19 protein-coding genes are annotated in these 20,826 nt (G+C 63.3%); 9 read left to right on the plus strand and 10 right to left on the minus strand.

Annotated features, from left to right (window positions below; genetic code table 11):
* Positions 1–24 precede the first annotated feature (24 nt).
* Positions 25–1,002 carry a PDR/VanB family oxidoreductase gene (locus tag M0D64_RS40480; protein ID WP_266261792.1) on the minus strand — a complete coding sequence of 326 codons (978 nt, stop codon included), beginning with the start codon at positions 1,000–1,002 and terminating at the stop codon, positions 25–27.
* Between the two features lie 405 nt (positions 1,003–1,407).
* Positions 1,408–2,367, minus strand: coding sequence for a LysR family transcriptional regulator (locus tag M0D64_RS40485; RefSeq protein ID WP_054041525.1), 960 nt, complete (start codon positions 2,365–2,367; stop codon positions 1,408–1,410).
* A 139-nt stretch (positions 2,368–2,506) separates the two neighbouring features.
* On the opposite strand from M0D64_RS40485, the gene M0D64_RS40490 reads away from it, so the two are divergent.
* The 3 genes from M0D64_RS40490 to M0D64_RS40500 all read left to right on the plus strand — a co-directional run bounded on the left by M0D64_RS40490 (position 2,507) and on the right by M0D64_RS40500 (position 5,930).
* Positions 2,507–3,817 (plus strand): MFS transporter, encoded by a 1,311-nt coding sequence (locus M0D64_RS40490; protein ID WP_266261793.1) that lies wholly within the window; start codon positions 2,507–2,509, stop codon positions 3,815–3,817.
* A gap of 79 nt (positions 3,818–3,896) precedes the next feature.
* A complete protein-coding gene (locus tag M0D64_RS40495) occupies positions 3,897–4,919 on the plus strand; it encodes a histone deacetylase family protein (protein WP_266261794.1) in 1,023 nt (340 codons plus the stop codon).
* Positions 4,920–5,183: 264 nt separating this feature from the next.
* Positions 5,184–5,930: a glucose 1-dehydrogenase gene (locus M0D64_RS40500; RefSeq protein WP_171927293.1), complete on the plus strand. Its 747-nt coding sequence runs from the start codon at positions 5,184–5,186 to the stop codon at positions 5,928–5,930.
* A gap of 128 nt (positions 5,931–6,058) precedes the next feature.
* Here the strand turns inward: M0D64_RS40500 and M0D64_RS40505 are convergent, their stop codons facing one another.
* On the minus strand, positions 6,059–6,940 hold the full coding sequence (locus M0D64_RS40505; protein ID WP_168435713.1) for a LysR substrate-binding domain-containing protein: 882 nt from the start codon (positions 6,938–6,940) through the stop codon (positions 6,059–6,061).
* Positions 6,941–7,058: 118 nt separating this feature from the next.
* Here M0D64_RS40505 and M0D64_RS40510 point away from each other — a divergent pair, with 118 nt between their 5' ends.
* From M0D64_RS40510 to M0D64_RS40525, 4 genes are all read left to right on the plus strand, one after another.
* Positions 7,059–8,288 (plus strand): 2-aminoethylphosphonate--pyruvate transaminase, encoded by a 1,230-nt coding sequence (locus tag M0D64_RS40510; RefSeq protein ID WP_266261795.1) that lies wholly within the window; start codon positions 7,059–7,061, stop codon positions 8,286–8,288.
* Between the two features lie 76 nt (positions 8,289–8,364).
* A complete protein-coding gene (gene phnX, locus M0D64_RS40515) occupies positions 8,365–9,168 on the plus strand; it encodes a phosphonoacetaldehyde hydrolase (RefSeq protein WP_266261796.1) in 804 nt (267 codons plus the stop codon).
* Positions 9,169–9,325: 157 nt separating this feature from the next.
* A complete protein-coding gene (locus M0D64_RS40520; RefSeq protein ID WP_266261797.1) occupies positions 9,326–10,357 on the plus strand; it encodes a diguanylate cyclase in 1,032 nt (343 codons plus the stop codon).
* 161 nt (positions 10,358–10,518) lie between these two features.
* Entirely contained in the window at positions 10,519–10,887 is a 369-nt protein-coding gene (locus tag M0D64_RS40525; protein ID WP_266261798.1) for a DUF995 domain-containing protein, read from the plus strand.
* A 32-nt stretch (positions 10,888–10,919) separates the two neighbouring features.
* Here the strand turns inward: M0D64_RS40525 and M0D64_RS40530 are convergent, their stop codons facing one another.
* From M0D64_RS40530 to M0D64_RS40545, 4 genes are all read right to left on the minus strand, one after another.
* The gene (locus M0D64_RS40530; protein WP_266261799.1) at positions 10,920–13,808 is read right to left on the minus strand and encodes an Hsp70 family protein; all 2,889 of its coding nucleotides are present in this window, start codon (positions 13,806–13,808) and stop codon (positions 10,920–10,922) included.
* Positions 13,805–15,655: an Hsp70 family protein gene (locus M0D64_RS40535; protein WP_266261800.1), complete on the minus strand. Its 1,851-nt coding sequence runs from the start codon at positions 15,653–15,655 to the stop codon at positions 13,805–13,807. Before M0D64_RS40535 ends, M0D64_RS40530 begins: the two co-directional genes overlap by 4 nt.
* The gene (locus M0D64_RS40540; RefSeq protein ID WP_266261801.1) at positions 15,652–16,227 is read right to left on the minus strand and encodes a DUF2760 domain-containing protein; all 576 of its coding nucleotides are present in this window, start codon (positions 16,225–16,227) and stop codon (positions 15,652–15,654) included. Before M0D64_RS40540 ends, M0D64_RS40535 begins: the two co-directional genes overlap by 4 nt.
* Before the next feature lie 296 nt (positions 16,228–16,523).
* A complete protein-coding gene (locus M0D64_RS40545; RefSeq protein WP_266261802.1) occupies positions 16,524–17,420 on the minus strand; it encodes a LysR family transcriptional regulator in 897 nt (298 codons plus the stop codon).
* Positions 17,421–17,553: 133 nt separating this feature from the next.
* On the opposite strand from M0D64_RS40545, the gene M0D64_RS40550 reads away from it, so the two are divergent.
* Together M0D64_RS40550 and M0D64_RS40555 are read left to right on the plus strand one after the other, a co-directional pair.
* A complete protein-coding gene (locus M0D64_RS40550) occupies positions 17,554–18,213 on the plus strand; it encodes an NADPH-dependent F420 reductase (RefSeq protein ID WP_266261803.1) in 660 nt (219 codons plus the stop codon).
* A gap of 284 nt (positions 18,214–18,497) precedes the next feature.
* The gene (locus M0D64_RS40555) at positions 18,498–19,085 is read left to right on the plus strand and encodes an ATP phosphoribosyltransferase regulatory subunit (protein ID WP_266261804.1); all 588 of its coding nucleotides are present in this window, start codon (positions 18,498–18,500) and stop codon (positions 19,083–19,085) included.
* A 78-nt stretch (positions 19,086–19,163) separates the two neighbouring features.
* Here the strand turns inward: M0D64_RS40555 and M0D64_RS40560 are convergent, their stop codons facing one another.
* The 3 genes from M0D64_RS40560 to M0D64_RS40570 are packed head-to-tail and all read right to left on the minus strand — an operon-like array spanning position 19,164 to position 20,786.
* A complete protein-coding gene (locus tag M0D64_RS40560; RefSeq protein WP_266261805.1) occupies positions 19,164–19,769 on the minus strand; it encodes an isochorismatase family protein in 606 nt (201 codons plus the stop codon).
* 53 nt (positions 19,770–19,822) lie between these two features.
* Positions 19,823–20,650: a pirin family protein gene (locus M0D64_RS40565; RefSeq protein ID WP_266261806.1), complete on the minus strand. Its 828-nt coding sequence runs from the start codon at positions 20,648–20,650 to the stop codon at positions 19,823–19,825.
* A gap of 10 nt (positions 20,651–20,660) precedes the next feature.
* Positions 20,661–20,786 (minus strand): hypothetical protein, encoded by a 126-nt coding sequence (locus tag M0D64_RS40570; protein WP_266261807.1) that lies wholly within the window; start codon positions 20,784–20,786, stop codon positions 20,661–20,663.
* Positions 20,787–20,826 lie beyond the last annotated feature (40 nt).

Consider the following 20,826-nt stretch of genomic DNA (forward strand, 5'->3'; position numbering starts at 1 on the left):
GCACCTGGCCGGCACTAAAAAACCTTAAAGATCGAGCACCAGCAGCGGTGACGTGGCGCGCGAGACGCAGCAGCAGATCACTTTTCCGCTTGCCCTTTCAGCTTTGCTCAGGCAATGGTCGCGATGCTCGGGCGTGCCGCTCACCACATCGACCATACAGGTCCCGCATACGCCTTCGCCGCATGAGGTATCGACTTCGATACCGATCGACGCCAACGCCGCGACGATCGTCGTATTTTTATCGACATGAACCGTAGCGCCGCTGCTGGCGATCTGTACATCGAATGCATCGAGCGCGTTTGATTCGCTGCTAGCCGCCGAAGCGGGCTCGGCGGCGAAGCGTTCAAGGTGAATCGCCTCGGAAGCCACGCGCTGTTCGCCGATCGCTACCACGCGTTCCATGAAGGGCCCCGGGCCGCAGGTATAAATGTGCGACCTCTCGCCCGCACTTGCCACGCAATCGGCCAGCACCGCATCGAGCTGTTCTTTTTCGACGCCGAAATGAAGCCGCACGAAATCACTGAACGGTGCGCGCGACAGCAACGGCAAGAACGCCGCATGCTCCGCGCTGCGCGCGAAATAATGCAACACGAAGCGCTCGTTCTGCTTGAGCAGGCGATAGGCCATGCTCAGCAGCGGCGTGACGCCAATGCCGGCCGCAATCAGAATGTGCTCGCTCGCGCCGGACGCAAGCTGGAACAGATTGCGCGGTGCGCCGATCGTCAATTCGCAACCGACCGTCACGTCCTCATGCAGCGAGCGCGAGCCGCCGCGCGACGCGTCCTCACGCTTGACGGCAAACAGGTGCGCTTCACGATGATCCGGGTCGCCACACAAGGAATATTGCCGCGTGACGCCTGAGGGCACGGTGACGTCGATATGGGCGCCGGGCTCGTAGCGGTCGAACGGTTGTCCGTCCAGACGCGAGATGCTGAACGAGCGCACGCCGTGCGCTTCGTCACGCACGCTGTCGACGCGTACGCTGAAGGTGGTTCTTTCCATGATCTTGCTGGCCAAAGGACAGGGAGGGGCAGAGCGGACGCCGCATGCAATGCGCGGCGGCCGGTTGTGCGTCAAGGATAAGAAGCCGCCGACAATCAGGCAAATCGATTAAAAATCAGTTATGAAATAAATCACATTGATAATAGGGTGTCAGCCACGCGCCTTCGTCATCCTTCGACACCCGCCAGATGCCCGCGCCGAGATCGCCTTGCATCCGGTCGATTCAGTTACTGGCGCGCGTATTCGTTTGATCAGGAAGTGGGGAGCGTGAAGCAGGGAGGGCTGGATTATGTGGTCGACTATTCTGGATACGTTAGGCGCGTTGGCGGTGCTGGCAAGTGTGGCGGTGCAGATCGCGTTCATCCGCAAATGCGGAAATCGGTGAACCATCAGGCTCATCTTCGGTTAGCGCGGCGCAAGCCGCTCAGGTAGCGCATAGCGTTGCATCGTGCGCTCCATTCCATCGAGAAACGCCTGCTCGGCGGCGTTCATCTTGCGTGCGCGCAGCCACAGCAGATCGATGTCGACGTCGACCAGACCCTCTTCGGGTGGCAGACGCCACAGCCGCTGCTGCGCGAGATCGTCGCGCACGATGTGCTCCGGCAGACAGCCGATGCCGTAGCCCGCGAAGATCAGCCGCCGCACTTCGTCGAGGCTCGGCGAGGCCGCCACGATGCGTCCGGTAAAGCCGCGCTGATCGCGAAACACGGTAAGCGGCGAAAGGCTGTCGCCGATCTGGTCACTGGTGAACGACACGAAGTTTTCCGCCAGCAATTGATCGATCGACAATGCATGCCGCCCGAACAGCCGATGATGCCGCCCGCAGAAAAGCGCATACCGTTGCCGCAGAAAGCAGCGCTGTTCGAGTTTGTCGACGGGGGTGCGGCACAAGCCGAGCCCGGCTGTGGCCGTTTTTTGCAGCAGTGACGAGATGATGTCCGACGAGCGCATCACTTCGATCTGCAAATCCACGCGCGGATAGGTCTTGTGGAATTCCGCCAGGAATTCGTCATAGACGCCGGAGTCGATCCGGCTCACCGACAGGAGCCGGATCGACCCGGTGATGTCGTCGCTGCGGTCGTCGAGTTCGGTTTCCAGCCGCGACATGTGGCCGTAAATATCGCTGGCGATGCGGTACACCTCCTCGCCGGCGCGGGTTGGTTCGAAGTGCGGACCGCGGCGCTGGATCAGATTGCGCCCGAGCGTGTCTTCGAGCCGTTTAAGCGCCTGGCTAACTGCCGGTTGAGTCAGGTGCAAACGGGCTGCGGCACGGCTGACGCTGCGCTCCTGCATGATGACGAGGAAGGTGCGCAGCAGGTTCCAGTCGAGCCGGTCATTCAAAAAACGCGTGACGTCCGCGCGCAACTGAGTCATGGAATCACCTTCGACATTAGCCAGATTTATAGCTGGGATAATAAACCGAAATTTGACTAATATTTTATGGCTGGCGATAAAACACCTCACAAGATGGCCTGATATCAGGCATCGCGACAGAGGAGCCGCCATGAACGCTTCACCCCAAGCCACCCGTCAGCCCGTGCGAGCGGCCAGCGCCGCTTTCATCGGCACGATGATCGAGTGGTATGACTTCTACATCTATGCCACGGCTGCCGCGCTGGTGTTCGGCGAGTTGTACTTCCCCTCGCATGACCCGTTTGTCAGCACGATGGCGTCGTTCGCGACCTTCGCGGTCGGCTTCTTCGCGCGGCCGTTGGGCGGCGTGATCTTCGGCCACCTGGGCGATCGTATCGGCCGCAAGAAGGCGTTGATGACCACGCTGATGATGATGGGCGTCGCTACCGTGTGCGTCGGCTTGCTGCCGGCTTATACGAAGGTGGGCGTGCTCGCGCCGGTGCTGCTGGTGTTGCTGCGGGTGGTGCAAGGCGTGGCGGTGGGTGGCGAGTGGGGCGGCGCCGTGCTGATGGCCGGCGAACATGCGCCGAAAGGGCGGCGCACGTTCTTCGCTTCGTTCGCGCAACTGGGCAGCCCGGCCGGGCTGATTCTCTCGCTGATCGCATTTCGCGCGGTCACGTCGATGCCGCACGACGATTTCATCGCGTATGGCTGGCGTCTGCCGTTTCTGGCGAGCGCGGTATTGCTCGCGGTCGGCATTTTCATCCGTATCGGTGTGAACGAGTCGCCGGAATTCCAGCGCGAGAAAGAGGCGAAGCGTACCGTCGAGTTGCCGATTGCCGAAGTGTTCCGTTCCTCCGGCGCGCTCGTTGCGCTGTGCATCGGCGCGAATACGATCGGCATTGCGGGCGTGTACTTCACCAACACTTTCATGATTTCGTACACCACGCAAAACATCGGCGTGTCGAAATCGCTGATTCTCGATTGCCTGTTCGCGGTCGCAATCATCCAGTTTCTGTCGCAACCGCTCGCCGCATGGCTTGCTGAAAAGATCGGCGGTGCGCGCTTCCTCAAGTTGGCCGCATTCGCCGCGATGCTCTCGCCCTATCCGATGTTCACGCTCGTGGAAAGCGGCAGCCGGCTATCGATGATTGTCGGCATCGCGCTTGCCGTGGTGTGCATGGCGAGTTTCTATTCGGTGATCGCGGGCTTTGTCAGCGGCGTGTTTCCGGTGCGGGTGCGTTATTCGGCGATCTCGCTGTCGTATCAGGTGTGCGGCGCGATTGCGGGTGGTTTGACGCCGCTGGCGGGGACATGGCTCGCGCACAAATTTACCGGGCAATGGTGGCCGCTTGCCGTGTTTTACACGTGCCTCGCCGGCATCTCGTTGTCGTGCATCGTCGCACTGGATGCGCTGAAACACCGTCGTGCGGATGCCCCCGAAGCACTGCCTGCAAGCTGAATCAAATGAAATCAAGGACGTTCCCGGCGCGTGCGATGATGACCGTACCGGCCTACGCCTGAAGCAAAGGAACTGGAATATGCAGACGTTTTTTCATCCGGCGCAGTTGAAGCATCATCCGCGCAGCTATCTGTCGCGCGGCCAGATGCGCACGCCGCAGGAAGTGCCCGAACGTGCGTTGCGCCTCGTCGAAGCCGTGAAGAGGCTCGGCTTCGACGTGCAGGAACCGGCGGATTTCGGTGCTGCGCCGCTCGCCGCGGTGCATGGGATGAACTATCTGCGCTTCCTGGAAGAAGCGCACCGCGAATGGAAAAAGATTCCCGCGGAGTGGGGCGACGAAGTGATGTCGAACGTGTATATCCGCGAGAACAATCCGTTGCGCGGAGTGCTTGCGCAAGCGGCACGCTATCTCGCCGATGGTAGTTGTCCGGTCGGCGCGGATACCTACGAATCCGCTTACTGGTCGGCGCAGAGCGCGCTGGCCGGCGCGCACGCGATTCTCGACGGTGCGGGTGAAGCGTACGCGTTATGCCGCCCGCCGGGCCATCACGCGCGTGCCGAAGCGGCCGGCGGTTTCTGCTATCTGAACAATGCGGCGGTTGCAGCGCAGGCGCTGCGGCAAAAGTACGGGCGCGTCGCGATTCTCGATACCGACATGCATCACGGCCAGGGCATTCAGGAGATTTTCTACGGTCGTGACGACGTGTTGTACGTGTCGATCCACGGCGATCCGACGAACTTCTATCCCGTGGTAGCGGGGTTCGAGGACGAGCGCGGCGCTGAGAAAGGCGAGGGCTACAACGTCAATCTGCCGATGCCGCATGGTTCAACGGAAGCCGCGTTCTTCGAGCAAGTCGACGCGGCGCTGCGCGTTCTCGCCCGTTTTCAACCGGATGTGCTGGTCGTTGCACTGGGCTTCGACATCTACAAGGACGATCCGCAATCGATGGTGGCGGTGACGACCGAGGGCTTCGGCCAACTCGGCGGCCAAGTCGGTGCGCTGAAACTGCCGACGTTGATCGTGCAGGAAGGCGGGTATCACATCGAAACGCTCGATGCGAACGCGCAGTCGTTTTTCGGCGGGTTTGCGTCGAAGCGATGAAGCCAGGCGGTGTCGCGCCGGCGTCAGCGTCGGTGCCCGCCGCGCCTTTGTTTGACCTTCCCCCGTGCGTTCTGCCCCCAACGTCTTGCCGATTGTTCGGCTCATCCGACGTATCTATTCGTTTCCAGCCGCTTTATCCATGTGGCCAGTGTGCCTACATTGTGTCCAGTGACAGCGCCACTGCATGTCTCGCTTCATCGGCGTCAGCCCCGCGAATCTTCGCGACAGCGACGCCGGCGCGAACTCCATCCAAAGGAAACGATCATGAGCAAACTCACAGGTAAGGTTGCGGTTGTAACGGGCGCATCGAAAGGTATCGGTGCCGCGATTGCGAAAGCATTGGCGGCGCAAGGCGCATCGGTGGTGGTGAACTATGCGTCCAGCAAGGCCGGCGCAGACGACGTGGTCGCCGCAATCACCGCGGCGGGCGGCAAGGCAGTGGCCGTTGGCGGCGATGTGTCCAAGGCGGCGGACGCGAAAGGCATCATCGATGCGGCAGTCGAAACCTATGGCCGCCTCGACATTCTGGTCAACAATTCCGGCGTGTATGAGATGGCGCCGATCGAAGACATCACCGAAGCGCACTTCCACAAGCACTTCGACGTGAACGTGCTGGGCCTGCTCCTGGTCACGCAAGCGGCGGTGAAGCATCTGGGCGAAGGCGGCAGCATCGTGAACGTCAGCTCGGTCGTCAGCCGCATCACGCCGCCGGGCAGCTCGGTCTATACCGCCACCAAGGGCGCGGTGGACGCCATCACCGGCGTGCTCGCACGCGAACTCGGCCCGCGCAAGATTCGCGTCAACTCTGTGAATCCCGGCATGGTTGAAACGGAAGGCACGCATACCGCCGGCTTCATCGGCTCGGACTTCGAGGCCTGGGCGGTCAGCACAACGCCGCTTGGCCGTATCGGTCAACCTGACGATATCGCCGACGTCACCGTGTTCCTTGCCTCCGACGACTCGCGCTGGATGACCGGCGAAAGCCTGATCGCCAGCGGCGGTTCGCGGTAACAGCATTGGCGAGCGGCGCGTAGTGGTGGGTTCGTGTGGCGATGCCATGCACCGCCCCGACACGCGTCCGCTGCGCCAGGACTGCATGAAAACGCCGCCGGGCAATCGTTGCCCGGCGGCTTATTGTTTTATTGCGCCGCCACAGTAGCGGTGCTTGTCAGCTCCACCGCAAACAACGCGTCCAACAGATTCGACCCCGGCCTTTCAGCAAGCCGCGTGAGCGATTCGATCATCTGCACCTGACAATCCTGAAGCGGAATCATCCTGATCCGCCGCGATTCATTGAATTCGGCGCGCGCGATCACGCCCACCCCCATGCCTTGCGCGACCGCTTCCTCCAGCGCTTCACGCCCGTCCACGTACATCACCGGTTCGACCTGCAACGACTCGCGCACCAGTTCGATTTCCAGCAATTGCTGAGTGACCGATTGCCGCTCGCGAAAAATCATCGGCTGTTGCACGAGTTCCGCGTAGCTCAGCTTGCGTTTCTTCGCCACGGGATAGCTCACCGGCACCATGGCCACCAGCGGATCGCGCCGCAGCACGCGTGACTCGAGCCGGCTGTGCACCTGCGGGGCGGCGGTAATGGCGGCGTCGACCGCGCTCGACAACACGCGCTGCATGCAATCCGCGGCATTGGCGATCGAGAGCGTTACGACGATCCCCGGATGCAGCTTGCGAAAGGCGCCAATCAGCGCGACGGCCAGATCGGGCGCGTCCGCCACCAGCGAGAGCGAGCCGGACTCGAGCCCACCCGCGGATTCGAGCAGTTGCCGCGCGTCGCGCTCGCAGCTAAGCATCTGCCGCGTCACGGTGAAGAGACGCAGGCCGAGTTCGGTGGTTTCGACGCCGCGCGGGCCGCGCTCGAACAATTTCACACCGTAATCCTGCTCGAGTCGCTTCACGTGATCCGACACCGCCGGCTGCGTGAGCGACAGCGCCTGCGCCGCTTTGGAAAATCCGCCGTGTTCCGCGACCGCATGAAAAGCCCGCAATTGCGCGTATTGCACGTCTGCCTCACCGATAGATAAGTTTTTGCGATACCTGCATCGATTATATCGATTTTACCGATGGACAGCCTTTCTGTACCGTGTCATGACCGCAACAGCGATATCGGAGATTCCGACCATGGAAAGCGTCATCGACAGCGCCCCGACAGTGTCCGCACTGCCTTCAACCGTGATGTGTGCCGCACCGGCCCAGGGCGAGCCGTATCTGTTGACGCCGGGACCGCTGACCACGGCGTTGTCGACCAAGGAAGCGATGCTGCGCGACTGGGGTTCGTGGGACGGCGACTTCCGCGCAATGACCGCCCAACTGCGCCGCAGCCTGCTGGACATTGCCGGCGACAGCGACGGCGAGTACGACTGCGTGCCGCTGCAGGGCAGCGGCAGCTATTGCGTCGAAGCCATGCTCGGCAGCCTGATTCCGCGCGACGGCCACGCCCTGGTTCTGGCCAACGGCGCCTACGGCAAGCGCATTGCAACCACCCTCGGTTATCTCGGCCGTGCCTGCACGGTGCTCGACAAGGGCGACTACCTGCCGCCGCGCGGCGCCGAAGTCGAAAGCATGCTGGACGCCGATCCGCGCATCACGCACGTGGTCGCGGTGCATTGTGAAACGAGCTCCGGGATTCTCAATCCGATCGAAGAAATCGCCGCCGCCACCGCAAAAAAAGGCCGCAAGCTGCTGATCGACTCGATGAGCGCATTCGGCGCGGTGCCGCTCGATGTGCGTCAGATTCCTTGCGAGGCGTTTGTCTCGTCGGCGAACAAATGCATCGAAGGCGTGCCCGGTTTCGGCTTCGTGATCGCTCGCAAGCGTGCATTGCAGGAGGCCAAGGGCCGCAGCCATTCGCTCTCGCTCGATGTGTACGACCAGTGGGACGTGATGAACCGCACCGGCCAATGGCGCTTCACGCCGCCGACGCATACCGTCGCCGCGTTTATCGAAGCATTGCGTCTGCACAAGCTCGAAGGCGGCCAGGCCGGGCGTCTCGCGCGTTACGCGAACAATCGCGACGTGCTGGTCGCGGGCATGCAGGAACTCGGCTTCGAGCCGCTGCTGAACGCGCGTTGGCGCTCCCCGATCATCGTGACGTTTTTTGCGCCTGCGCATCCGTCGTTCAAATTCGAGCACTTCTATGAATTGATGAAGAAGCAGGGTTTCATCATCTATCCGGGCAAGCTGACGGTGGTGGACAGCTTCCGAATCGGCTGCATCGGCCAGGTGGATGAGCGCGTGATGCACCGCGTGGTGCGAGCCTGCGCGCAGTCGCTGCAAGCGATGGGCGTCGCGCACGCCGCGCCGCCGGCGGCCGCGCTCGAAGAGCGCAAGACCCTGGCCGAAGCGGCTTGAGCAGCGCAGCTTGAGTGCGGAATACAAATGCGCGGCACGTCGCGCGAGCCTTACAACCTCCAGAGAATCGAAGTAAATGAAACACGTAAAAGCAGTGATTTTCGACTGGGCCGGCACGGTGGTCGATTATGGTTCGTTGGCGCCGATGGGTGCGTTTGTCGAGACGTTCGAGCAGTTCGGCGTGTCGATCACGATCGACGAAGCACGCGGCCCGATGGGCATGGCCAAGCGTCCGCATATCGCGGCGCTGATGGCCTTGCCGCGCGTGTCGCAAGCATGGGCCGACAAATATGGCCACAAGCCGGGCGAAGCGGACATCGACGCGGTGTACGACGTCTTCGTGCCGAAGAACATCGCGGTGGCCGCGAGCTACAGTTCGGTGATTCCGGGCGTGGCGGAAGTGACGAGCGCGCTGCGTAGCGACGACATCAGGATCGGCACGACCACCGGCTACACGCGCGAAATCATGGCCGAGATCGTGCCCGGCGCGGCGGCTCAGGGTTTTTCGCCGGACAGTATCGTGTGTACGGGTGACACGCCGGAAGGGCGTCCGTCGCCGTACATGATCTACAAGACGTTGCCGGAATTGGGTGTGTGGCGTGCGAAGGATGCGATCAAGGTCGACGACACCGAGGTCGGTATCGAGGAAGGGATCAACGGCGGCACGTGGGCGGTGGGTGTTGCCGTCAGCGGCAATGCTTTCGGCATGACCGAGGACGATGTCAAGGCGCTGGCGCCGGATGAGTTTGCATGGCGGCGCAAGGCGGCGATTCAGAAGTTGCAGGCCGCCGGGGCGCACTATGTGATCGATAGCGTGGCGGATCTGATGCCTGTGGTGCGTGATATTGATGCACGGTTGGCGCGAGGCGAGCGGCCTTAAGCGAATGCGAGGCACAAAGGCGTTCGGCTGCACCGCAGAACATCCGGATTACACGATTGCAGGTTGCAATTGTCTGCTGAATGAATCAGCTTCCTACCGCTCAAGTTTCGAATGCAGATGCCGTTGACACGAGCTAGTCACTTCCGGGAACCCAGCCGTGCAACTCGCTTACAGTAACGATCGTCTGTCCAGCAGGATGTTGGTTGATCCGTCCGCCGCTGGCGAACCCGAGGTGGAATCGTCGGTCATCGAGTGGTTGTTGCATGACGATCAGGTGATGCGCGAATGCTTCACGCACGCGGCGGAAATCCTGAAGAGCGTAACCGGCGCGGCGATCACCGCGATCACGTTGCTCGACGAGGAGCATCAGCACTACCGGGCCGAAGTCGGCATGGCGATGCCGCTCGTGACCCGCGCTCGTTCGCTGGCCGACTACGCGGTGCGCGACGCGGAGTTGTTCGTCATCGAGGATGCCCACGACGACACCCGTTTCGGTGAATGCATGCTGGTGCAGCGCCATCCCTTCGTGCGCTTTTACGCGGCGATTGCACTGCGCGCGCCGAACGGCGAGATCGTCGGCGCCCTGTGCGCGATGGACCCGGCACCCGGCCGCCTGGATGCGTCGCAACGCGGCGTGTTTTACCACCTGCGCGCGATGATCGAAAACGATCTGAAAATGCGCACGGCCACCGCGATCGACCCGCTCACCCAGTTGTACAACCGCCGCTTCCTGCTGGAAAGCATCGCGCGCAAGTGGAAAGACGCACGCGAGGGCGACGTGATGGGTTCAGTGGTAGTCGACGTTGACTGGTTCAAACAATACAACGACACCTACGGCCACCAGGCGGGCGACCATTGTTTGCGCAAGGTGGCGTCGGTGATGCAGGCGGCGGCCGACGGCGAGCGCATCATCGCCGGGCGCATGGGGGGCGAGGAGTTTGGCCTGCTGGTGCTGCGAGCGGAGCCGGTGGCGCTTGAAGGCACGCTCGAAGTGCTGCGGCAAGGCGTGGAAGATCTGGCGATCGAACATCGCGCCTCGCCGCTCGGCATGGTGACAGTAAGCGTCGGCGCCTCGTTGACGCGCATGACCGAGGGGTCGCGGCTGGCGCATCGCGAGGGCTTCGCGAGCGCGGACCGGGCGCTGTATCGCTCGAAACACGACGGCAGGAATCTGGTGACGATGGCTTAGGGCAGGCCGCCTGGCGCGGGGACGGGTCTATACGGAAGCTCGCTGACGACGGCGCGGTTCCCGTCGGATCATAGCGGCGCGATAATGCACTGCAGTCCACACAGACGACCCGGCCGGTTTAGCCGGACGGCGTCGCTAACCGGTGCAAGCGGAGGCGGCCTATGAACGCGTTTGGCAGATCCACACTGCTGGTTCTCACCCTGGTGTCGGCGGTTTCAATGGCCGATGACCAGACGCCCATGACCAAAGAAGCACTGGCGAAGGCGGTGCCAGGCTCGACGATGGAGCGCACGAACGACAGCGGACGAGTCAGGAACTGGACCAATAACGAAGACGGCAGCGCCACGATCACGCGCATGCCCCGACCGGGCGGCAAGCAGGGCGTGCAGAAGACATCCGGACACTGGTCGATTTCCAATGACGGCCGCTACTGCCTGACCGAAGACTGGTCCACCAAAGAAGGCGGTCCTGTGGACTGGTGCCGTCACGTCGTGGCCGGACCCGGTGGGGCACTGCAGTTCGTCAACTGACCTTCGCGCAGTGCCCGCACCCTGGCGCTCGCTCATGGCGTTGCAGTTATCAGCTTCAGCCCCGCAGGCAGCGATTCTCCGAACACACGGCCTTCGTCGGCATCATCGAGTTCCACGGTCTCGCCGACCATCGTGATCCACGCGCGCGGCGCATTGGCCGCGTCGAGTTTTCGCACCACGGCATGGCGCACGTCTTCGGGCAGATCGCGCGAGCGGTCGCCGGTCATGCGGGCGATCTGCACGGCGGCGAATGCCGCGGGGTCGACCTTCTTCCAGTCGAGCGCGAGGATCGTGTTCAGCCAAAGCGCCGCGATGTCCGGCGGCACGACGCTATGCGTGCTGCCATAGAACGGCCGCCGCGCACCGATGCGGCCGACCGCCCACCAACTCTGATGATTTTCCGCGGGCTTCTTCAAGCGCGTGAGCACGGATTCGCCGAGTTCGATCTTGCGTTCGACCGGAATGCGTTCGAGCGACGCGCTTAGCCTGACCATGTCGGTGAAGCCGGTTTTCGACACGTCGAAGGGCAGTTTGTGACGCGATTGCGCGGCCGTTTGCAGATAGGCCATCGCGTCGAGCACGCGTAGTTGCGCGCTTTCGTCGAGGCCGCCCGCAGCGCGACGCCATAGCGTCCACCATTCCGACCACACCTGGCTTTCGTTGACGTACTGGATGCCGTCGTCGAAGAGCGACCAGAGTTGCTCCACACGCCATTCGTCGAGCGGATAGCCGAAGCCGGGCCGCACGCAATAGCCTGCGAGATTCAGCCACAAGCGTTCGTGGTCCGCCGAGCGCCGCCGGCGGCGCGCACGCTCCCACAGCGCGCCGAACAATTCACGCAACAACGCGCTGTTCCAACCTTCGCGCGGCCCGAGCAGTTGTTCGAGTTGCGAGCGTAGGCGTTTGATTTCTTTCGGGTCGATTTTTTGCGCGCGCGTGCCGAAGCAGCGGTCGATATGGTCGATCGCCTGGTCGAGCGCGGGGTGCCGGGCTTGTGCCGGGTCCGCTGCCAAATTCACCTGGGCATCTGCGCGACGCAACTGGAATTCGAGCAGCCAGCGTTGCGCCGGATTGTCGAGCTCGATGCAGTGGACTTCAAGCGTGCCCACTTCCGTGAGAGAGGTTGCGATCTGTACCGCGGTTTCGCCGCGCGTCGTGCTCGCGCCGCGCTGTTGCACGATCGTCGCAATAGGTGGCAGCCGAACGAAATCGCCTTGTGCAAGGTCGGCCATCTCGCCTGGTTGATAAACGGTATCCGCGCTTGAAGAGGCCAGGTGAAAGCGCACAGGGTGGCCGAGGCGCAGTGCGAACGTAAGGTCTTCGATCCGGATCTCATGGCCTTCTTCAGTGCCGCGCGGCAGCAGGCAGATGCCGCGTTGCGCCGGTTCTGTTTCGCGTGCACCGTCACTGGTTTCATCCAGCACGAGGAAGTAACTGCGCGCCGAGCCGCCACCGATTTTCGGCGCCTGGCCAGTGCGGGCGAGGGCATAAGCGACCGCGCCGCGCGCCACGGCGACGTCGGGATTGTCGTTGTGCAGAACGTTGAGCGGTTCACCGCGCCATGCGCCCAAGGTGCTAGACAGGCGTTGTGCGAGTGCTTCCGCGCGGAACACGCCGCCGTTCAATAACAGCGTGTCAGGCACCGGCAAAGACTCGTCCCGAGCTTCGCCCATATCGGAAGGAAGCGCGGAGGAATCAGAAGCGGAACCCAGCGCCTTACGCGACTGCGCCGCGAAGCGGTTCAGAAACGCCGCGATATGACGCGTGACCGCCGCGTCGGTGGCATAGGGCAGGCCGAACTCGACGATCGCGCCGCGCGGCCTGCCGGGTCGTTCGTTCGATGCCACCGCCGGAAAGAATCCGTCGACGATGATCTGCTCGACTTCCTCGCGCGTGACCTGCGCCGTGCGCGCGCCGCCGATCAGCTTCGAGCCCGCGCCGAGCAGCGTGATCGAAGCCGACTCCGGCGCGTCTGGGCCAAGCAGTTGTTCCTTCGCGCCGCGGCAACGCTCGACCAGTTGTGAGAGGCTCGCCGCCGATAGACGCGTGCGCTCGTTACCCGCTTGAGGCAAACGCGCCTCGACGCGATGCGCGAGCGCAAGATCCATGTTGTCGCCGCCGAGCATCAGATGGTTGCCCACGCCGATGCGCGTGAGCTCCGGCTCGCCGTCGCGCATGCGGACTTCGATCAGCGTGAGGTCGGTGGTGCCGCCGCCTACGTCGCAGATCAGCACGAGTCGCGTGTCCGAAAGTTCAGTCGCAAGACTTTCGCGATGATGAAACAGCCAGTCGTAGAACGCGGCCTGCGGTTCTTCGAGCAGCCTTAATGTGGGCAGGCCCGCCATCCGCGCTGCTTCCACCGTTAGCGCTCGTGCGCCTTCGTCGAAAGAAGCGGGCACCGTCAGCACGATGTCTTGCGCTTCGAGTGGCGCGTCGGGAAAGCGTTGATTCCAGGCCGCCCGCACGTGCGCCAGATAGCTCGCGCTGGCTTCGACCGGCGAGACCTTGCGGACATCGTCCGCGGCGCCCCACGGCAGGATCGGCGCGACCCGGTCCACCGACGCGTGCGACAGCCAGCTTTTCGCACTCGCCACCAACCGTCCCGGCACCTGGCCGCCGAGCGCACGCGCGAGCCTGCCGATCACTACCGGTGGATCCTGCTGACTTCCGGCAGCGTTACCGATCGAACCGTCAGGCGCGCGCCACGGCAACTGCAGATCGCCCGCACTCAGCTCGCCCGGCGCCGCGTGATACCGCACCGAAGGCAGCAGCGGCCGCGCGGCGACTTCGCCGAGACTCACCAACTGATCGATCTCGAAGACGCGAATCTCCTGCGAGCCCACCGCGGCGTAGGCCAGCACCGTGTTACTGGTGCCGAGATCAATGCCGACGCTGTAGCGCTTCAGCTTCACTTCAGTCATGCATTGGCGCTGCCGCGCACGTCGAACTCGACCTTCCAGCGTTCGTCGGTGCCGCGCGGCACGGCTTCGAGTTCGAGCGTGCCGGCTTCCGTCACGCGCGCATGCAGTTTCACCGGCACGACTTCGCCGGCGGTGCGGCCGGCGGACGGCAGCGTTGCCTGGATTTCCTCCAGTTCCTGCAATTCCTCGGGACCCCAGAAGTCGAGCAGCGTGCCGACCTGATCCTGACGACGCACCGACGATCCAAAGAAGCGGAAGTGCACCGGCTCGCCGACGACCAGCCCGAACTCCTGCGCCGGCAGTTCGGCGTCCGTGCCTTCCTCCATGCCGAACGGTGCGACGCACAGCGCCTGCACGGGCGGCTCGAGACCGGGGACGGCGGGCATCGCCGATTCGATCGCGATGTAGTACGCGCGTGCGGTGCCGCCTCGAATGCGCACGCCCTGGCCGCGCCGTACATAGCCGTAATAAGCCGCGCCGCGCGCGACGGCGAGATCGAGATCCGCACCTTCGAGCAGGCGGGCTTGCGGTGCGCCTTCGGCACCGAGCCAGCCATTGAGCGTGCCCATGATCCGCTCGACCAGCAGCGGCGACTTGAACACACCGCCGTTGAAGAGCACGGCAGTGGGGTGCAGGAAGGTCGCGCCTTCCGTCGTGGCGATATCGCGCAAGCCTTCGAGTTCGGCCAGCGCGCCCACCTGACGGCCAAGGAAGGCCGCCAGATGCCGCGTGATGCCCGCGTCCTGTGCATACGGCAGGCCGAGTTGCGTCAGACCGGCACGCGCGCGGCTCACCGGACGCGCCCCGCTATCCACCTGCGGGAAGAAACCTTCGAGGATCGTCTGGGTCAACTCCGCACGCGTGAGCTCGGTGCGAATCGAACCGCCGATCAGCTTCGAACCGCGGCTCGGCACGACGAGCGGCACGGTATCGGTCGACGGATCGCTGAGCAGCGTTTCCTTCGCCGAGCGGCAGGCATAGGTGAGGGCGCGCAGTTGCCACGCGTCGGCCTGGGTACCCTGCGCGGCAAGTTTGCGCGCGACCACGTGGGCAAGCGCGAGGTCCATGTTGTCGCCGCCGAGCAGAATGTGTTCGCCGACCGCGACGCGATGCAGTTCGAGATTGCCTTCGCGCTCGATCACGGCGATCAGCGAGAGGTCGGTCGTGCCGCCGCCCACATCGACCACGAGAATGATGTCGCCGACCTTGACCTGCTTGCGCCATTGGCCGCCGCTCTTCTGAATCCAGCTATACAGCGCGGCTTGCGGTTCTTCGAGCAACGTCATGCGGCCGTAGCCGGCGGCTTCCGCTGCTTCTGCGGTCAACTCGCGTGCGGCCGGATCGAACGACGCCGGGATCGTCACCGTGATGTCCTGCTGGCTGAACGGCGCGTCCGGATGCGCGTGATCCCACGCTTCGCGCAGGTGCGTCAGATAACGCACCGAGCTTTCGAGCGGCGACACGCGAGCGACTTCAGGCGGCGCGTCGTTCGGCAAAATCGCCGCGCGACGATCGACGCCGGGATGGCACAGCCAGCTCTTGGCGCTCGACACGAGCCGAATCGGCGTGGCCGCGCCGCGGCTGCGGGCGAACTCGCCGACTGCGAATTCGCGCTGGCCGGTCCACGGGAGGTACAGGTCGCCGGAGGCGAGTTCGTCCGGATGCGGCAGGTAGAGGAACGAGGGCAGAAGATCGAGATTGTCGATCGCGCCTGGGCCTGTAAGTTGTGCGACCGGCAGCACGCCTTGCGTGGTCTTTTCACCGTCGCTGGCTGTCGTGTCCACATACGAGAGCGCGCAGTGCGTGGTGCCCAGATCGATACCGATTGAAAAGCGTGCGTCGCTCATAGCTCCACCTCGGCCGGTGCGATTACCTTGGCGTTATGGCTGTCGGTCAGCTTCGGCAGACGCACTTCGTCGACACGCCAGCCGCGGTGGCTGATGCTGCCGTTAAACGGCGCCTTGCCGACCACATTGCCGGTCAGGCGAATCGAGGTGGCGTCGAAACCTTCGGCCAGCGTCACGCGGCTGCCTTCGGCTTCGTCGCGCACCGGACGGATCGTGAAATGCTCGCGCAGCGTCGTGCGGCAGCCGTCGTGCACGAGGCGGGCGGCGGCGCCGATGTCGGCGTCGCTATAGGCCTTGATATCTTCTTCGACGAAATCGATGAAGCGCGCGTCGCGTTGCAGCAGGCCAAGCAGTTGGAGTGCGGCGTCCGGGCTCGCTTCTTTCAGCGTGGGCGCCGGTTGCGGGGCGGGAGCCGGTGCCGCGGCGGGAGCGGGCGTGGGTGCGGCGCTACCTGCGTCGCCGTTACGCAGACGCAGCACCCCGGCGGCGAATTCGCCATCGCCGAGGATGCTGAAAAACGTACTGACGGCAAGTGAAATCCTGCCGAGGAAAGACGGGTTCGAATCGGTCATGAATGCTCCTGAGGGGCTCTGTTAAAGGACGAGCTGTCCTGGCTGCGCCGCACGCGACGGGCCTGACGTGCCTGATTGGCGTGCGGGGCCGTCGTCGTGCGTCATTGCGAGGGTCGGCGGCAAGCCTGCCGCCGAGGTCTGATTCATCCGGTCTTGCCGCGCGTTTTTGCGCGCACAAAACCGGTATTTTGCCTTGTCGCGCGCCCGACGCGGGCAAAGGCGGGAATTCTAGCGGCTAATGGGTGGAGATTGGCGGGTGGTGCAGGCCGTCTTCCGGATGTACCCGGCTGCCCATTTCACGCGGCGTGCGGCCCGAATTCGGCCACCACCTGATCGATAAACGCGCGCAATTTCGGGGTGGCGCGACTGGCCGGAAACACCAGATGCATGGGGCGCGCGGGCGCTTCGTAGCCGTTCAGCAGACGCACCAGCCGGCCCGCGGCGAGTTCGTCCTTCACCGCCACTTCGGGCGCGAGGATCACGCCGCCGCCATTGAGGGCCGCGGCCAGCAGCGCTTTCACGTCGTTGGCCTGAAAGCGGCCTGAGATCGGCACCACGTGTTCGCCCTGGGCATCGGCGAAATGCCATTCGGTTTGAACCGGCAGGCTCGTATAGACGAAGCTCAGGCATTCGTGCTCCGCCAGCGCCTGCGGCGTCTGCGGCTCGCCACGCTCGGCCAGGTAGTCAGGCGACGCGCAGGCGACCAGCCGGTACGGCATCAACTGTCGGGCGATCAACGACGAATCCGACAGCGAGCCGAGGCGGATCGCGGCTTCATAGCCTTCGTCGATCAGATCGACGAAGCGGTCGGTCAGCGCCAGCTCGACCCGCACCTCGGGATTGGCCTTCAGGTAACGCGTGATCATCGGCGCGAGACAGCAGGCGCCGAAAGTCACCGGCGCGGTGATGCGCAAACGTCCGCGCGGCGAGGCTGACAATTCCTGCGCGACCGATTCGGCCGCGTCGGCATCCACCAGCAACGCCTTGCAGCGTTCGTAGAAAATCTGGCCGATCTCCGTGAGGCTCTGGCGGCGCGTGGTCCGGTTGAGCAAACGCGCGCCGACGCGTTCCTCCAGCGTGCTGACATGCTTGCCGGCCATCTGCGCGGAGATGCCGAAGGCGAGCGCAGCCGCGGCGAACGAGCCGCTGTCGGCGGTTTTCACGAACACGGCCATGCTGGTCAAGCGGTCCATGATTCCCCACTACTGGTTGCGACAGCCATCAAACTACACCCATTTATCCGGTTGAAGTTTTGAATCATAGTGCTTCTCACCGATGGGCGGGCGCTCAACCGAACGATCCGCGGATAGATATGGAGTGTGCAACATGAAGATAGGCATTCTCGGCGCCGGTTTTCTCGGCCGCGCGATAGCGACTGTCGCGAAGAACCATGGTCACGAAGTGATGATCAGTAATTTCCGTGATCCGCGAACCTTGATCAGTACGGGCGCTGCGCTTGGCTGCGCGCTCGGCACGGCTGAAGAGGCGGCGAAGTTCGGCGACGTGGTGGTGGTGACCGTGCCGTTCAGCAATATTGACGCGCTGCCGGTTGCGGCACTCGACGGCAAGATCGTGATCGATACGTGCAACTACTATCCCGACCGCGACGGCCACATCGAGGCGCTCGAGAGTCGCTCGACGACCACCAGTCAGATGCTGGCCACCGCGTTGCCGGGCGCGAAAGTGGTCAAGGCCTTCAATGCGATTCTGGCGAAAGACCTGGAAACGGACGGCAAGCCTGCCGATGCGCCGAACCGCCGGGCATTGCCATTCGCCGGCGATGACGAGCGGGCCAAGCACGTCGTGAGCGGGCTTCTCGATCAGTTCGGCTTCGATCCAGTCGACGCCGGTGCGCTCGCCGACAGTTGGCGCTTCGAGCGTGCGAAGCCGGTCTATTGCATTGCACTGGATCGTGCGGGCATCGTCGAAGGATTGGCGGCGGCGCAGCGGGACGTCGAGTTGCCGCATGGTTCGTGGCGGCATTGAGTGGAGCGTGGAGATGTGTTCCCAAAATTAAATCGATGTGCGACCATGCCCTCCATGGAATCCCGTAACGTACTGTTCAACTTTCACCACCATCACGGCCGCATGCTGTTGCGCCGTGGTTCGTTACGTCCATAGCAGGGAATCGGGACTTCACTGATCCCGTTTCATGCACCAACGACCAAGGCGCCCAAGGGCGCCTTTTTTTATTTCTACGCACAAGAGACCAGACATGACCATGATCCGTGGAACCCGTTTTATCGTCGGAACCGAAGCCGCACAGATTCGTGCACTCGAAAACCGCTTCCGGAGCTACCTTCATTGAAGCCGGGGCAGAGGAGGCGATCGTTCCCGCGCTGTGGGGACAAGACACCTTTATCCAGAAAGCCGGTGGCAGTGAGGTCATCGGACAGATGTGGGCTTTCCCGGACAAGAAAGGCAGACCGTGCTGTCTGATCCCGGAAGCGACAGCGCTTTTTCAGGAGCGTTGCAAGGAACTGCTGGGACGGCAAACGGAGCGCATGGTGTTCTACGTCGCGCGGTGCTATCGGTATGAGCGGCCTCAGGCAGGCCGTTACCGCGAATTCTCGCAACTCGGTTTCGAATATCTTTGCCCGGATCCGCAACGGGCCAACCTGCGCAGCCAGGAGATCGTCACGGGTTTTCTGGATTCGTTCGGACTGCGCTACGAAATCGACGGTTCGGCTCGACGCGGCCTTAGCTATTACCTGAATGGCATGGGCTTCGAGATGCGCTGCACCGAACTTGGCGCGCAACAGCAGATCGTCGGTGGTGGGGCGTATCGGGAAGGCGCGGGTTTCGGCATCGGCGCAGAGCGGTTACTGCTTGCGATGGTGGCTCAGGGAGTCGTGTAGAGGGCGGGGTGGATCGATACGAGCCGATCTGTTGACTGAAGCGCCACGCGCTTCAGTCAACAGGATGCGGTTGCGGATTTAAGCGATGCCGGCGCCAAGAGCCGGGAACACATCGGTGAACAGCAACGTGATCAACTGTTGTCCGGCAGGGGTAGACCAGTCCTGCGCGATTTCCGCCATGAGCGTGTTGGTGGCGGTGAGCACCACGCCCGCATCGTGCATCCGTTGACGCGAAAACTCTTCGGAAAGATCGCTAGGCGATCCCGAAGCATCCATCACTGCCTGCACGCCAAAGCCTTCGAGCGCAGCGTCGATTGCCGGGAAGATCAGGCAAACATCGGTGGTGACGCCCGCCATGATCAGGTTCTTGCGCCCCGTGGCGAGAACCGCATCGCGGAAGTCAGGATAGGCCCATGCGTTAACGACGCCGGGGCGCTTGATTCGCGCCGCGTGCGCTTCGGGCAGAATCGCGGCGATTTCCGGAAGAGTCGGGCCTTGGGCGCGGTCTTCCTGACTGGACGTAATCACGACCGGAAGATTGAGGATCTTCGCCATCTTGGCCAGCGCAATCGACTGTTTCGCAGCGAGTTCGCGGTCGATGTTCTTGATCAGTTGCATCGTGCCGACCTGATGGTCGATCAGCAGCAAGGCGGTGTTGTCGGCAGTGAATCGTTCAACCTTCATGATGTAGCTCCTAAGTAGTGATGGGGCGCATGCCCCGGGTTCGTGGAGGGTTGTTACAGCCTTCCCATCTCGCCACGGTGGTAAGCGGCGGTTGCCGCGATCAGGCTCTCCTCGCTCGCAAAAGCCATAGGCCCGTTTGAGAGCACAGGCTGGTGCAGCGGTTCGCCGATGAACACGGCGACCTTGGCGCCGCCGGCAATGGCCGCGAGCTTGTGCGTCGTTGTGTCGGACGCGGCCGGGAGGATCGCGGCACCGAGGTCGTCGAGGCCGAAGCCTTCGCCATCGAGTTCCGCGCGGCCGTTGATCGGCATGAAGAAGGCGCGCTCGCCCGCAGCCACCGGCAGCGCCAGTTCAACGCCGGCTTCCAGCGTGATGTCCAGCAAGGTGACCTCGGTTGGCGGCGTCAGCGGGGAGCGCACGCCGTCAAAACTGCCCACAGGAACGCGGACGCGAACACCTGGGCGCTGCACCACCGGCACGTCTTCGGGGGCAAGACTCAGCGCGAACGGCGCCGCATCCTGCTTTGCCTGCGGGAGGTTGACGAAGATTTGCAGCAGGTGAGTGGTACTTCCTAGCACCGCGGGATTTTCTTCATGGATCACGCCCCGTCCTGCAGCAGTCCAATGCAGGCCGCCCGGTTCGATCAGCGTGCTGTTACCGAGCGAATCGCGGTTGGCGATGCCTGTCTCCGAGTCGAGGAACAGGTAGGTCACCGCGGAGAAGCCGGCGTGCGGATGCGGCGGGAAGGTGGGCGCACTCATCCAGGCATGGTCGATACCCATGAAGGGATCGAGCTGGGAGGGATCGGAACAATGCAGGCGGTACGCGCGGAAATGGCTTCCCCGGTTGGCGCGCTGCATGCGGGCGATGGCGGTTGACATGGCCCGGTCCTCAGACGTTGCCGGACGCACTCGGCGCGGCGTAGTCGACGCTCGTGCCGAACAGGGCGACGTGGGTGAAAAGCTGACGCATCTTGTGCTCCTCAGTGGTGGCGTACTCATCAGATGGGGCCATCATCCGGCAAACCGTAGGTGGGATAAAGATGGCAAAATGGAAA

The organism is Paraburkholderia sp. WS6, from assembly GCF_030464835.1.
GTDB lineage: Bacteria > Pseudomonadota > Gammaproteobacteria > Burkholderiales > Burkholderiaceae > Paraburkholderia > Paraburkholderia madseniana.